The organism is Caproiciproducens sp. (assembly GCF_053840905.1).
The window spans coordinates 127,799-142,111 of the sequence record NZ_JBNLXQ010000002.1; the positions used below are offsets into that span (position 1 = coordinate 127,799).

At 51.3% G+C, this 14,313-nt stretch carries 13 protein-coding genes; 8 read left to right on the forward strand and 5 right to left on the reverse strand.

Annotation, left to right across the window (positions count from 1 at the left end; all coding sequences use genetic code 11):
• Positions 1-13 precede the first annotated feature (13 nt).
• The gene (locus tag ACQGQ5_RS02345; RefSeq protein WP_455734989.1) at positions 14-571 is read right to left on the reverse strand and encodes a winged helix-turn-helix domain-containing protein; all 558 of its coding nucleotides are present in this window, start codon (positions 569-571) and stop codon (positions 14-16) included.
• 212 nt (positions 572-783) lie between these two features.
• On the reverse strand, positions 784-2,769 hold the full coding sequence (locus ACQGQ5_RS02350) for an FAD-dependent oxidoreductase (protein ID WP_455734990.1): 1,986 nt from the start codon (positions 2,767-2,769) through the stop codon (positions 784-786).
• Positions 2,770-2,951: 182 nt separating this feature from the next.
• On the opposite strand from ACQGQ5_RS02350, the gene ACQGQ5_RS02355 reads away from it, so the two are divergent.
• Positions 2,952-3,491 (forward strand): TetR/AcrR family transcriptional regulator C-terminal domain-containing protein, encoded by a 540-nt coding sequence (locus ACQGQ5_RS02355; protein ID WP_455734991.1) that lies wholly within the window; start codon positions 2,952-2,954, stop codon positions 3,489-3,491.
• 179 nt (positions 3,492-3,670) lie between these two features.
• Here the strand turns inward: ACQGQ5_RS02355 and ACQGQ5_RS02360 are convergent, their stop codons facing one another.
• On the reverse strand, positions 3,671-6,862 hold the full coding sequence (locus tag ACQGQ5_RS02360; protein WP_455734992.1) for a hypothetical protein: 3,192 nt from the start codon (positions 6,860-6,862) through the stop codon (positions 3,671-3,673).
• A 257-nt stretch (positions 6,863-7,119) separates the two neighbouring features.
• Between ACQGQ5_RS02360 and ACQGQ5_RS02365 the strand changes: the two genes are divergently transcribed.
• Positions 7,120-7,416, forward strand: a complete 297-nt coding sequence (locus ACQGQ5_RS02365) for a helix-turn-helix domain-containing protein (protein WP_455734993.1) — start codon at positions 7,120-7,122, stop codon at positions 7,414-7,416.
• Positions 7,417-7,501: 85 nt separating this feature from the next.
• Here ACQGQ5_RS02365 and ACQGQ5_RS02370 read toward each other — a convergent pair whose 3' ends face one another.
• On the reverse strand, positions 7,502-8,833 hold the full coding sequence (locus tag ACQGQ5_RS02370; RefSeq protein ID WP_455734994.1) for a DEAD/DEAH box helicase: 1,332 nt from the start codon (positions 8,831-8,833) through the stop codon (positions 7,502-7,504).
• A gap of 197 nt (positions 8,834-9,030) precedes the next feature.
• On the opposite strand from ACQGQ5_RS02370, the gene ACQGQ5_RS02375 reads away from it, so the two are divergent.
• From ACQGQ5_RS02375 to ACQGQ5_RS02385, 3 genes are all read left to right on the forward strand, one after another.
• Positions 9,031-9,225, forward strand: a complete 195-nt coding sequence (locus ACQGQ5_RS02375; RefSeq protein ID WP_275712861.1) for a hypothetical protein — start codon at positions 9,031-9,033, stop codon at positions 9,223-9,225.
• Positions 9,226-9,252: 27 nt separating this feature from the next.
• Positions 9,253-9,441, forward strand: coding sequence for a hypothetical protein (locus ACQGQ5_RS02380; RefSeq protein ID WP_455734995.1), 189 nt, complete (start codon positions 9,253-9,255; stop codon positions 9,439-9,441).
• A 586-nt stretch (positions 9,442-10,027) separates the two neighbouring features.
• Entirely contained in the window at positions 10,028-10,891 is an 864-nt protein-coding gene (locus tag ACQGQ5_RS02385; protein WP_455734996.1) for a patatin-like phospholipase family protein, read from the forward strand.
• Positions 10,892-10,966: 75 nt separating this feature from the next.
• Here the strand turns inward: ACQGQ5_RS02385 and ACQGQ5_RS02390 are convergent, their stop codons facing one another.
• The gene (locus tag ACQGQ5_RS02390) at positions 10,967-11,695 is read right to left on the reverse strand and encodes a LytR/AlgR family response regulator transcription factor (protein WP_455734997.1); all 729 of its coding nucleotides are present in this window, start codon (positions 11,693-11,695) and stop codon (positions 10,967-10,969) included.
• Positions 11,696-12,049: 354 nt separating this feature from the next.
• Here ACQGQ5_RS02390 and ACQGQ5_RS02395 point away from each other — a divergent pair, with 354 nt between their 5' ends.
• The 3 genes from ACQGQ5_RS02395 (at position 12,050) to ACQGQ5_RS02405 (ending at position 14,295) form a co-directional block, all read left to right on the forward strand.
• Positions 12,050-13,288, forward strand: coding sequence for a BTAD domain-containing putative transcriptional regulator (locus ACQGQ5_RS02395; protein WP_455734998.1), 1,239 nt, complete (start codon positions 12,050-12,052; stop codon positions 13,286-13,288).
• A 215-nt stretch (positions 13,289-13,503) separates the two neighbouring features.
• Positions 13,504-13,782, forward strand: a complete 279-nt coding sequence (locus tag ACQGQ5_RS02400) for a hypothetical protein (protein ID WP_455734999.1) — start codon at positions 13,504-13,506, stop codon at positions 13,780-13,782.
• Positions 13,783-13,809: 27 nt separating this feature from the next.
• Complete coding sequence (locus tag ACQGQ5_RS02405) at positions 13,810-14,295, forward strand: hypothetical protein (RefSeq protein WP_455735000.1); 486 nt, start codon at positions 13,810-13,812, stop codon at positions 14,293-14,295.
• The last annotated feature ends 18 nt before the right edge of the window (positions 14,296-14,313 follow it).

The window sequence follows — 14,313 nt, forward strand, 5'->3', positions numbered from 1 at the left end:
TAAAGTGAGATTGTTATTCTTCATCCCCGGTGCGGGCATAGAACAATGTGAATTCATAGGGCGCGGTTCCCTCCGCCGGCTGCGCGTGCGCGTCGCAGAAGGCGCGGAGCCTGTTCAGGACAGCCATATCCTGTTTGCTTAGATAGAGCGTCCCTGAAAGAAGTTCTCCGATCTCCGGAGAGGACGGCATGCCGGTTTTATCAGAGGAATCCATCGTGTCGGCCCAGCGGTTAAAATTCTCGCTGACATGGTTCTGCAGCACCGCGCGCCGGACGCCCGCCGCCTCCGCGGGCAGCTTTCCCAGACTGACGCTCACATTCGTCGCCCGGTAAAACTTCGCCGTAAAGCCGTGAATTTTTTCGGTGCGCGCAAGCTCCGCAAGACCGGCGGCTTCCAGCTCGGCAAGATGATGCCCCGCGCTGGACGGAGCAACCCCCAGCGCGTCCGCCAGCTGCTTTGCCGTCATTCCGTCTTGATTACGCCCCAAAAGGAACAAAATCTTTTGGCGCAGAGGGTGCATATAAGTTCTCAGTTCCTTTTCCGTGGTAAGATAAAGGATTTTCCGTTCCATATCGGCCTCCAACATAACAATAGTTGTTGTGTTTAGAATGATACCATAACATTTATTGTTATGTCAAGATAAAAATGAAGAGGCTGTCGCAAAACAGCCTCTTTCTTTTTCCCCGCCTCGGGAACGGATTGGAATAGGTTAAGCAGCCAGCAGCTTTATCCCATTGACATAAATTCCGGCCTGGTCTCAGACTTCCGTATTACGGAGCCGGATCATAGATTATTTGCAGCAAAAAAAGCAGTGGTGGTCGCGTTAACAAATTTTGCGGGTCCTGCGGCATCGCCGATTACCACGACTTCAATGCCCTCGTTCTCAAGCTGTTCAACCATTTCGGAGCCAACGGATTTTTGCCCGACTGCGGCCACGGCATAACTGGCCGGAACATCGATCGTCACACCGTCCTTGGTATATTTGACTGCGCTGTTGGTGATCTCCTGAACGACGGCTCCCGTTACAGTTTCGACCCCCGACTTTTTGAAATCATTCAGCATATCCAGTTTATTCGCCATTTCAAGCCCGGCGGCCAAAGTATTCATCATTTCCAGAATCGTTACCTTGTTTCCCTTTTCGGCCAGCAGCTCCGCTACCTCACAACCGACGATCCCTCCGCCGATCACGACAGTCTGCTTGTTCTGTGGGGCCGCGTCAGGATCGTTCAGGATATCCCACGCCTGCACGGCCAGTTCTTTGCCGGGAATCGGGATCATGAAAGGCACCGCGCCGGTGGCGACAAAGACAGCATCCGGATTCAAGGCCCTGATTTCAGACAGGCTTGCCGTCTTATTCAGCCGAACTTCCACGTCCTGCCTTCCAACCTCTTCGCTGAACCATTGGATCGCCCATTTGATGTAGGACTTGTGCGGAGGGACGCATGCAAGGTTCATTTGTCCGCCAAGCCGGTCCGCCGCTTCGAAGAGAACGACCTTATGCCCTCGTTTGGCCGCGGTTATGGCAGCCTGCATGCCTGCAAGACCACCGCCTGCGATTACCACCTTTTTGCTCTTTTCAGCGGGCCTCAGCTTAGCAAGTTCGCTTTCATAGCCCACGCTGGGGTTCAACGCACAGCGGATGCTTTGGCACTTTGCAAGATTTCCATAGCAGCTGTCCAAACAGGAAATGCACTTGCAGATCTCATCTTCTTTTCCTGCTTTAGCTTTGTTCGGCCACTGAGGATCGGTCAGTAAAGAGCGTCCCATCTCAATAAAATCGGCCGAACCGTTTTTCAGAACTTCCTCGCAGAAAGACGGTTCTCTGAGCATTCCGACAGCAAACACGGGAATGCCGACATGCTTCTTGATCAGCTCACTCATTCCAACCCGATCGCCCTGTTCATAGCGCTGGGTTTCCAGCAGGGCCGTGATGGTGGGAGCAAAGCCGCCGCTGACGTCTATGAAATCACAGCCGGCCTTCTCGCACGCCTGTGCCACTTCGATGCTTTCCTCGTCGGTGATGCCGTCGCTGCTCCATTTATGTACCTGCAGACGCATTCCGATAATAAAGGTCGGACCGCAGGAAATCCGGATCCCTTTTATTACGTTGAGCAGGAAGCGCATACGGTTTTCCAGCGAACCGCCGTATTCGTCCGTACGGGTATTGGTGCCGGGCGACAGGATCTGAGAAATCAAATAACCGTGCGCCGCATGAATTTCAACCCCGTCGCAGCCGGCCATTTGCGCGTAGACCGCACTCTGAATAAACTTTTGCTCCAGCTCTTTCATCCTGGCGGTGGTCAGAATTTCGTTCTCATGCTCAATCTCATCCGCGTTTTCCTTTAATTTGGAACCCTGCTGCACGCGCTCGCCGGTGTCTCTTTCTTCACTGATTTTGACCGGCTTCATGCCATCGCAGGTTGCGGAATCGGTAGCCATGCCTGCGTGATGAATCTGCGGGATCAGCAAAGCGCCGTACTTGTGGATCTCGCGCGCCATACGCTCCCAGTCCTTAATATATTTGAGCCCGTCCAGCCGAGACTGATTCGGTGTGGTCTTGCCCTGAGGATAATCGACACTGACCACCCCGGGAATGATCACCGCCGCGCCGCCTTTCGCCCGTTCTGCATAATATGCGATCTCCTGGTCGCTTACCGACCCGTCGGCATTGGCCATATTGTCCCCCATCGGCGACATGACAATACGGTTTTTGGTAGGAATCTGTCCCAATTTGCCTTTTTGAAACAAATGCGGATAGTAGTTCTCCATTGTCTATAACCTCCAATTTTTTCTTTAAATATCCATCTGATCCATCTATATTTTCTTGTTTATTGATTAACAAATCAATATATGATATTATTAATTTGTCCATATCCAGACGGAATCACGGATAAATCTATTTGTGGACAGATCGGCCATTATGTAAATTTTATGAAGATGGAGGTACTACTATGGGACTTGATATTCAGGCCATTCTTGCTGATACGCTGTTCGAGCTTTGCGATGAGAAAGCATTGTCTAAAATCACGGTATCCGATATCGTTCAAAAAAGCGGAGTAAGCCGACAGACCTTTTACAATCATTTCACAGATAAGTATGCTCTGATCGATTGGATATACAGAAAGAAAGCGGATAAAATTTTAGACGCATACAATGAAAACGGCGACTGGTTCGATTGTATACAGAATATCGTTGATCTTTTTTTGGATAATAAAAAATATTACACGCAAGCCTGCGAGCTTTCGGGACAAAATGCTTTTACCGATTTTTTCTATCAACATACGCGGGATTATTACATCAACTCCATTGCAAAGCGTTTCGGCCGCGGAGAACTGACGGACGAGCTGCTGTCCGCAATTCAGTTCAATTCGTTTGGGGCGGTCAACATCCATCTGCTGTGGGTCAGGGATGGGATGACGGTAGCTCCGAAGATTGCGACTAAAAGGATCCTGAATAATATGCCGGAAATTATGAGAAAGTATTTTATGTGAACTCATAGGGATCGGCTCCCGGCAAATGGCATAAAACAATAGTCTGAAGCACAAGAAAATGCGCCCCGAAACGGCTTGAAGGCCCAATCGCGGCGCATTTTTTGTGCATTATTGTTTTGAGAGGCTGTTTTGCAGCAGCCTCTTTCTTTTTTCCCACCGCGGGAACGGATCGGAACGGATTAAGCGACAGTGGCGACCGCAACGGGCGCTTTGTCGGAATTGATATAGAATCCCGCCGCCTGCCCGGATTTACCGACTGCCGTAACCTGATAGAAATAATCCTTGCCGGATTGCTTTAGGAGCTTCACCTGAAACACCTGGGAATTTCCCGAAACAAAGGCCGGTTTTTCATCAGATGTCAGTTTGAAAACATACGTTTTTCCGCGGGAAACCTGAATCGGCTTTGTGGTATCGCACTCTACAGAGGAAGCCGCGGCCCCCACTGCGGCGACCAGCAGCTTTATCCCATTGACATAAATTCCGGTCTGATCGCCGGGTTTGCCGACAGCCGTCAGCTTGAAGTAATAATCGCTGCCGGAAACGCTGACCAGCCGTGTTTCAAACACACCGGCCGTACCGGCGACAAGGGACGGAGCCGCGCCGTTCGTACTGGTGATCCTGAACTGATAGGCGCCGTTCACGCTGAAATCCATCGTCGTGTCGCTGATAAAGCCCGGAGCGGATGGAGTCGCGGGAGTACCGGAGTTGGAACCGGAACTGGAATGATGATCCGAATCATGGTCCGATCCCGAATTTTTCGGGGTTGAAATCAAGGCAAAGGCTGAAAAAGAGGACGTCGTAAAGGAAGCGGACTTGTGGTCCGAACTGAAGGTAAGGGGCAGCATTTCCGTCTCGTCCTCATCGATCATATGCTGGATTTTATAAATCTTAGAACTGTTATAGACAAAGGAGGCGGGAAGTGTGAACGTAACCGTTACGGGAATCACAGGCTCCATCTCCTCCGGCTCGCTCCCACTCTGCGCCACTGTAAGCTTCAGATCAAACGCGAGCAGTGCGCCTTCAACCGTCGGCTCCGACTGCTCCATTGTCAGGCTGACCTGAGCGTCTTCCTCATCTCCCGTGATTCCGGAAGCGAGTAAAAGCCCGGATACGGCAGACACTTCAGGAATCTTGTCGTTTTCATCCATTTCCTCGGGCGCCGCCGCGGTTGCACCTGTAGAAACCTTGTCTTTCGTCAGCTTCGCAAGCAGGGACTCCAGGTTATCGATTGCGTCGGCATCCAGTTTTTTCGTAACGTCCTCGCCGTAACGCTGAACGTTGGACACCGCGTCTTTGATCGCATTCGCCGTATCCGGATCGGTAACATCCGTATCGGCAGCTGGCAGAAGCGCTTTAACAGCATCTGCCGCTTCCGTAACAGCCTCGTCATAAGCTTCCTGACTTTGAATGGTATAGCAATACGCCTTGGTTTCTTCCGGGAACGAAACATAATTGTTATTGCCCCATGTCGTTCCATCACTGGCGCGTACCATGGTAAGGAACTCAATCTTGCTTTCACTCAGCTTTGTGGTGTCGAGCTTGATCCTCCATGTTCCTATACCTCCTGTAGCTTGCTTATAGGAAATGTTCTTATTTAGCTTATCTACAGAGGTAACTTTTCCCGTCTCGTCAAACTCAGCGCCTGCGGCTGCCAGAAGCTTGATTGTATTTTCTTTTTCTGTTTTCTTTTCCGCAGGAATCTGTCCGAGCAGCGCATTTAAACTTTCTTTAGTAAAATCTGCGGGTACCGACGTATCCGCCAAAAGATTCAACTGCACCGCTTCCTTGTAATCGCGATTTTCACCTGTTTTGTCGCCCAGATAAATATCGAGCTGCAGTTCGGAAAGGCTGATACCGCCCGTCGTTTTGAACGGGAAAACAAAAGACTGTGTTGTTTGAGCGGTCAGTGTCTGCCCGGATTTTCCCGCCGGGCCTTGCCAAGTGTTAAGAGGAAGCACCGCGCTCTCCGACGCTGAAGAAATGGAAAACCATACTTGCCCATTGTCTTTATCCGGATAATAGACGGATTCCCAATTTTCCGGAAGCTCAACAAATTTCCTCGCATCCGTTAAAGCCTCGTCATCCGTCTCCGGCTTGTTCGGGAAGTCCACCCAAACAGGCGGCGTATCTTTGTCCGATGGTGACTGAAATTCGATAGTGGCGTCATTTTCAACGGTTAACTTTATTGTATCCTTATCGCCGTCTTTGGGGTCTACATTAATTCCGCCCCACTCATTGTTTTTCAGCTCCAAATTGCCGTCGACCGTTACGGAAGCCTCATTGTCAACGAGCACACCAATTTTGCAATTTGAAACTGAGACATCTTCAAGGCATACCCCCTGCGTTTTGTAAGCGATAATTCCGCCCCGAGCTTTATTAGAACCGTCAATGGTCAGGTTGTGGAGGGCAACATCATGCGTTTGGAAAATATCAAGCACATGATTTTTTCCACTCAGATTACTTGCCTTAATGTCCTCGGCCGCCGTAATGGTGTGGCCCTGTCCGTCAATCGTAACGGGCTTTGTGACGTCTACGGTCGTCGCTACGGTAATATTACTGTCCAAGTAAACTGTTCCCTTGTCCGCAACCTTCTCCAGAGCCTCGGACAAAGTCTCAAAATGGTCTTCTCCCATCCCGCCTACATAGCAGACATCAGCAGCCTTTTCCGTGTCGAAAGTGTAAGATATTTCACTCTGAGGCTCGTCGTTCCCCTGCTGAAGGGCTTCGACAGTCAGGGTGTAGGTTCCGGGTTCCAAATCTGATTGAGGCGTTAACGTCATGTTTACAGTTCTTTTATCCCCGGAGTTGAATCCAACTGTTTTTGTGCCGTCCGTCTTGTTTTGAGTGAGTCCGTAAAAAATATAGTTGGAGTCATCAGGGTTTGGCAAATTGGTTTTAAATTGGGATTCCTCGTCTGCGTTCCAATCTGCTTTCTCACGCTTTGACCCATCCATATCATTGACAGGCGGGTTTGTTTCCTCTTCCTTTATAGTCTGAAGGGTCATAGCACCTTTTGTATCATTGTCTTCGTCCGAAGGTCCAAATACATCGGCAAATTTCAGTATGTTTTCATTGCTGTCCTTTATCTGGAACCTCAAATATGCCCCGTCGCTGTAGTAAGTATAGCCTGTAGGACTGGGGGTGCTGGCGTCTGCACTGCCAATGCCGGTCTCCGAGCTCCATGTAAAGCTTGTCTTCAAAAGGCCGCCGTCCCATGACAGCTCGTCTCCCTTTGCGAGTTCTGATTGGCTGTCTTTGGCCGGCTCCCCGTCTCCGGTGTCTTCCGCCGCAAACACCGCGGTTCCGGAAAAAGCCGTGACGGCCATGCTGAGCGCTAAAACCAAAGACAGCGCCCTTTTCTGAATCTTCATTTTTACTCCTTCTTTCTTTTTTCCGCGTATTAATGGAAACAGCCGTCTCCCCCCTTTCTCTCTGACGTACGCGCGCCTGCCGTTTTTTCTTAATCACAAATTTTATTATAATACTGCAATTTGCAGTATTCAAGTGTAAAAATCAACATTTTGCATAATCTAATCAGAGTGTTTCCCATTTACTTTTATACTATTTGATATCACAAATATTATTTAGGATGGTGTGAAAATTGAAGGGGGCATCTTTTGGAGAAAAATTGAAAGCATTGCGGACGGATTTGGACCTAAAACAGTCGGACGTGGCTCAAAAGCTGGGAATTTCCGCATCTGTTTACGGAAATTACGAGCAGGATAAACGCAGCCCGGATTATAAAACGCTGGCAAAGATTTGTGTTTTTTATCATGTCTCCGCAGACTATCTTTTGGACGTACCCACGGAAAACGGCTGCTTCAGCTCGTTGTCCGGTACGTTACGGTCTATGCATCCCGCAGACCAGCAGCGGGTGAGCGAATATGCTGAGATGCTGTATTTTTACCGAACGCACAAAAAATAAAAGGAGACAGGAAAAATCCTGCCTCCTTTGACCGGTCCGGATATTCCGGGCCGTTTTTCGGAGCGGAAGCCGAAGCGGACCGGTACTATCCCTTGCGGGGATACGTTTTCTTCCATTTCGGTTTCTCCGTATATTTTTTAACGGGCGGCCTGCCTTTCGCACTTTCGGCAAAACCGTTTCTTCCGGCTGCCTCTTTTTTGGCGGAGACCTTCTTTCTTGCTTCGCCGCCGGGCGCCGCGGTACGGCGGCGGAGCTCCGATTTCGGAGTCGGGGTGGTGATCAGCATGGGGTAGGGATTGTCCTGCGCCACCGGAATGGTTTTCCCGATCAGTTTCTGAATATTGCGCAGGTCCGGCTTTTCGTCGATGCAGCAGAAGGAAACGGCCGTACCGCTCATTCCCGCCCTGCCGGTCCGGCCGATGCGGTGCACATAGGTCTCGGGGACCTCGGGAAGGTCGTAGTTGAACACGCAGGACAACTCCTCGATATCGATCCCCCTCGCCGCGATATCCGTGGCCACAAGCACGCGGATGCTGCCGTTTTTAAAGCTGCTCAGCGCCGTCTGGCGGGCATTCTGCGATTTGTTCCCGTGAATGGCCTGCGCGTTGATATGGGCCTTTTCCAGCTCCCTTACCACCCGGTCGGCGCCGTGCTTCGTTCTGGTAAACACCAGCGCGGAACGGATGGACTCATCCTCCAGAAGAGAGACCAGAAGCTTCCGTTTATTATCCTTGTCCACAAAATACAGGGACTGGTCGATCCGGTCGACCGTTGTGGCCGGGGGCGTAATTTCCACCTTCGCCGGATCGGCCAGCATGGTGTCGACCATTTCTTCGATCTCTTTGGGCATGGTCGCCGAAAACAGAAGCGTCTGCCGCTTCTGCGGGATTTTGGCAATGATTTTTTTTACGTCCGCGATAAAGCCCATATCGAGCATACGGTCGGCTTCATCCAGAACGAGGATTTCCACATTTTTCAGCTGAATATATCCCTGATTCATCAGATCGTTCAGCCTGCCGGGAGTCGCGACCAGAATGTCCACGCCGCGGCGCAGCTTTTCCACCTGCATTTTCTGGGATACGCCGCCGAACACCACACAGGTATGCAGCCGGGTGTAGCGGCCATAGGAGCGAAAGCTCTCATAAATCTGAAGGGCGAGCTCCCTTGTGGGAGTCAGAACCAGGGAACGGATTTTCCTCGGTTCTTTCTGATCCGCCGGGCGGCCGCTTAAAAGCTGCAAAATCGGCACCGCAAAAGCCGCCGTTTTGCCGGTGCCGGTCTGTGCGCACCCGAGAAGATCCCTGCCGGCGAGCACAAGCGGAATCGCCTGCTCCTGAATGGGCGTCGGTACGGCATAGTTTTCTTTTTCAAGTGCATCCAAAATTCTGTGACTGAGGTTAAGGTCTTTAAAATCCATATTTACTCCTAATCTAATATTTTATAGATAACCTGGCGTTTTTCTGTTTTCACTACCATGTTCTATATTCTCAGTTTTTTAAAATTATAGCACAACTTTGTCCAATAGTCTAATGCTCCCCGGAACGCGGTCCGATACGGAGGGCGCGCATACTCTCGCCCTGAAAACACATACTAACCGCGAAGGGAAGTGCTTTCATGAGCAAAGACATCAAAAAGGCGGTAATCAACGAACTCGACCGCCGGATTGCATTGCTGAAGGAACACCAGTCCGAGCGGATGATCACCACCGGCGATCAGTACGAAGAGCTGAACCAGGCCCTGTCAAAGGTGATCGGCGTACCGCTGACGGGGGAACTGGAAAGCATCAGGGAATTCGTTCAAACGCTGTGAAATATCGATAACTTGCGGAGGTAAATTATGTCTGATAATGAATTTGCGAAAAATCTGGAAAACAATCCGTATTTTCTCTCGCTGCCGAAATTTGTGCAGGAGAGCATCAAACAGACCGGCCCCGACGTGCGTTCGGAAGAGGATCTGCGCAAAATCGCGGAAAATCTGGTCCGGGAATCCGAGCCGGGGAAAACAAGCGGCACGCCCCGGTCCTGAGTGGATCACACGGGCAGACGATAAAAATATCCCGTACCGGAGGCCTTCCGAAACTCATCGGATGCCTCCGGTATTTTCATAGCCGGGCATTCCTTAACCTCATATTGACAAGCTGTTTGCTTTTTTCATAGTATATGACAGAATCGTCGAAAGGAGTTGAGGATTAAAAATGTGTTGCAACTCTTGCTGGCGCTGGCGTCGGCGCAGATGGCGCCGGCGTCGCTGCCGTGGCTGTTTCTGATTCCGTAATTTCTGCCTCCTTAAAGTAACCGCGAACGTGTGGCGCCTGCTGTGACAGCGGGCGCCATCGCTTTTGCGCTCTTCCTTTCTCCCGCCGTTTGGAGTATCATCGCAGATGAGGTGATATCGTTGAAAAAAGGAGCGTCTGTAGCGGGCTTTATTCTGGGCATTGTCATCACCGCCTGCGGTGCGGCCGTGACCGTTTTATGCTCGCTGGGATTTGCAAAAAAAGACTGATTTTCTCTCTTTTTAATTCTGATAACCGGCGGAAACCCGAACCGTTTTGCCGAATCTCTAATATACTTTTATCAGGAAGGTCTGAATTTTTAGAGAGTCGGTGAAAAAGATGTCATTTGGGCTTGCACTTTCAGGAGGAGGAACAAAGGGGGCGGCTCACGCGGGAGTTCTGCTGGCGCTGGAAGAAGCCGGGATGCGCCCCTCCTCCATTGCCGGCACCAGCGCCGGGGCTATCGTGGCCGGACTTTACGCCACGGGGACGGATGCGCCGGCGCTGAAGCAGATGGTTACGGATCTGTCCAAAACAGGGATGTCCCTGTGTGACGCGGATTTTGTAAACCTTTTAAAAGCGGTGCCTCAGCTTTTGTTCCGCCATAAGATCGACATTACCGGGCTGTTCAAGGGAAACCGCCTGGAAAAGTTTCTTTGTGCGCAGACGGACAATAAAAATATTATGGACGCCGATATGAGAACCATTATTCCGGCGGTGGATATCCATTCGGGTGAAACCATTGTTTACACAAGCTCCCTGCGGAATGTCGCCGCCGTGGAAGGGGTGACGTGGAAAACGGATATCCCCATCTGCCAGGCGATCCGCGCGAGCATGGCGGTGCCCGCGGTTTTCCGGCCGAAGCTGATCGGCGACATGTGCCTGGTCGACGGCGGCGTGACCAACACCCTGCCGGTGGATCTTTTAATTGCGGCGGGCGAATCCAACGTTTTGGCGGTCGACGTCACCAAGGAGTACGAGGTGCCCGCCAGAATGAATATCATCGATATTACAACGCATTCCCTGTCCATCATGAGCACCCGTTTAAAGGAGTTGAGCTCCCACGGGGAAAAATTGCTGCTGAAGCCGCAGCTGCCAAAGGAATCGGGGCTGCTGACGTTTGAGCAGATGGAGCGGTGCATGGACGCGGGATACGAAGCGGCGCGGATGAGTATGTCCGCAATCAAGGCGATATTCAAATAATCCCCGGAATAAAGACGGTCTATGCAGCAGAAACGGTGTTCTCCAAAAAGAGAGCGCCGTTTCTTATCCCCTTTTTTAAATCATCTTTTCTTCTTCCAGATAGTTTTTCCACGCGCACAGCGCGTCCCGATATCTCCGGCGTGCAATCGGAATCACACCGCCGTCCTCGAGCACGAATTCATTTCTGCGCAAACGCCTCACGCAGGAAAAATTGACGACATAGCAGCGGTGGCAGGCATAGAACCGCCCCGCCGGAAGGCGCCTGAAAAAATCGGTCAGCGGCCCGGCGGCGGTCAGAGCGGAGCCGTCTCTGCAATGCACCAGAATGCTTTTGTTAAATACCTCAAGGTAAAAGATATCGCAAGCCGCCAGCACGGCAACCTCCCTTCCGGCGGTCTCCATCATACAGACGGAGCGGTCTTCATACTGTCTGAACGCCCGGCAGAGCGCCGCATGCAGCTCCTGTTTCCGCACGGGCCTGAGCAAATAATGAACGGGCGCGGCGGCATAGGCGGCCAGAGCGGACTTTGCGTCGGAGGAGATAAAAACGATCGGGGAACGCAGCCCGGAACCCCGCAGTTTTTCGGCAAACGCCACGCCGTCCTTTCCGTCCAGCACGGTATCCAGGAAAAGGATGTGATACTGCGTTCCGGGGCTCATGACCGCCGCCTCCAGCTGTTCGCGGGCGGTGTATCTGTCACAGGAAAAGGCCGTACGCCGGCCGGCCAGGATTTCCTCGATCATTTTCTGCAGCTGCACGGCGCAGTCCGGGTCGTTTTCACAGACGGCAATATGATAAACCATCCTTTTACCCCCCGATTCGCACAGCCGGATCTCTTTTCCGGCAAAATACGAATTTTTCTTTTCAGCATATCACCGTATCAAATTGTTGTCTATAGGAAAAATAGCTGAAAACATTTCGTAAAAATTTACCGTTTACTCTTTATATCAACCATTCGCGCAAAAGGATTTGTTATTTCAAAAATTTTCCATTATTATTTATTCAGATTAAATTAAGGAATTAACATATCAGAAAAACTGTTCTTTGGAATATGGTTGTTTGAATATTCTCGGCTGGTCCCTTCGGTTCCAGCCCTCAAAACGGACACGGATGCAGGGATGCAATCGGGCGGGTAGCCAAAGGATGGAGGAAATCAAATGTCGGTGGAAGTATTTACTTTGGGAGGCTGGGACTTACAGAAGGACGGCAGGTCTCTTTTTACCGGAAGCAGGAGGTCCCATAAGAGTCTGGAACTGCTGAAATATTTTGTGGCGAACAGGGGGAAGCGCCTTTCTCCCGACAGCATTGTGGAGAATCTATGGGACGACGCGGATCTGGTCGATTCCAAAAACACTCTTCGGACTCAGATTTTCCGCCTGCGCCAGATGCTGCAGGAGGAAGATCTGATCGGAAAAAGCGGGAATGACGATTTGCCTTTCAACCTCGTCTGCGACGGCGGCTTTTATATTTTTACCCTTGGAAAAGGCTGTACGGTGGATACGGACCTTTTTGAGAAAGAAATCCGCGAAGCCGACGCAAAGCAGCACAGTGACCCAAATCTGGCGATCGGCCACTATGAGCGGGCCGTCCGGCTGTATAAGGGAACTTATCTGGCGGAAATTTCCGGCTGCGAATGGACCTTTCCCCTTCACGCCCATTATTCACGGCTTTACGTACAGTCCCTGCTCCGGCTTTTCACGCTTCTGAAGGGGCAGGGCCGCCACACCGAAATCGTGGAGTATTTCGAGCAGGCCGTCTGCCATGAACCGCTGGAAGAATCTTTGCATCTTTGCTTTCTGGAAGCCCTTCTGGCCCTGAACCAATACAGCGTGGCGCTGAGCCACTACAATTATATTACCGAGCGGATGTCCCGGGAGCTTGCCGTGAAACCTTCCGCGTCCATGAAGAGCATCTACAGACGGATCACCGCGGGGGAACAAAACGTCCATCGGGCCGATCTGTCGGACCTGAGCAGGAATTTTTCCCAGTGCGACGATCCGGACGGCGCGCTGTACTGCGATCTGGAATATTTCCGTATTATCTATAACCTTGAAGAACGCCGCCGGATGCGCGGGAGCAGAAATACCTTTCTCGGCCTTGCGACCATTTCCGGCGCGGGAAACGATCTTTTCCCCGCCCGGATGGAAATAGCCTGCAAAGGCCTGAGACGGATTCTGGAAGACTCCCTGCGCAGGGGAGACGTCTTTACACAGTGGAACCAGTACCAGATGATCCTGCTGCTGACGGACACCAAGCAGGAAGGGCTGATTCTGGTCGGCTCCAGAATTCAGAAACAGTTTGAAAAGCAGGTCGGCAAAGGCTCCCTGACAGTCATGATGGAATTCACACCGTTCAGCGATGTGCCGTCGCATTATCTGGAGCAGATCAACCGATAAAATTCAGTTTTATTCGACGAATAGGAACACCTTGTTGAGGATTTTATCCTTAACGGGGTGTTCTTTTATTTCCTGTAATCGAACTGTGCCTGAAAGATAATTGGAAATAAACTCCTGTGTGCGGAAAATGAAATCCATTTGACCACATAATGAAATTGACGCCTGCTATAATGTGGACAAATCATAAAAGCAGAGAGAACACGGAGGACAATATCATGAAAGCTTATTCGGGGAAGAGTTTGGTGCGAACGGCTTCCGACACTTCCCCTACTTTTTTAATCAAGGTGGTGCGTTCCGACCATTACAGCATACAGGGCTATATCCGCTGGCTGGAAGAAGACAAATATGTCCCGTTCCGAAGCAGTCTGGAGCTTTTTCACCTGCTTGAAACCGGTATCTGTCAAAGCCGCGGGGAGCTGTCCCAGTTAAGATCGTGGGATTCCTGGGGCGAGAGTCGGGAAGAGGACCGTCCCGGCAAGAAGATCATAGGGTGAACAATACAGTGCGAGGAGGAATCGCGGATGCGCAGAGCTGGGCATTCATGGAGCAATCGGAAAAAAACACAGAAGTCGGATAATACGGTTGCCGGCAGAATAGGAAAAGCCCTTTTGCTGGCTGTCGTCTGCGCGGGCTTCCTGTTTTATACAATTCCCCGGATGCAAACCGGCGCCTATTTCACCGCCACGGCAAGCGCATCGATTGATTTCGAGATGACCGTAGGAGGACTGTTCGCCAACGGGGCGGCCGTACCGGACGCTCAGCTTGAGGACGCAACTTCCGCGGTTACCGAATCCGGCGCGCCGGAAAGCAAACCGGAAAGCGCCGCAAGCACGGCGGAAAGTACCGCGGAAAGCACGGCGCCGCAGTCCGAAGCGCAGTCCCGTCCCGAAACGCAGAGCACACCGGCCCAGGACGGGGATGCGGCGAAAACGGAGAGTACAAACGCAGACGTTCCCGGCAGTGCAGCGGGAACCGGGGATTCCGTTCAGAGCGGAACAGAATCTTAAAAACGGGCATACGCCCGG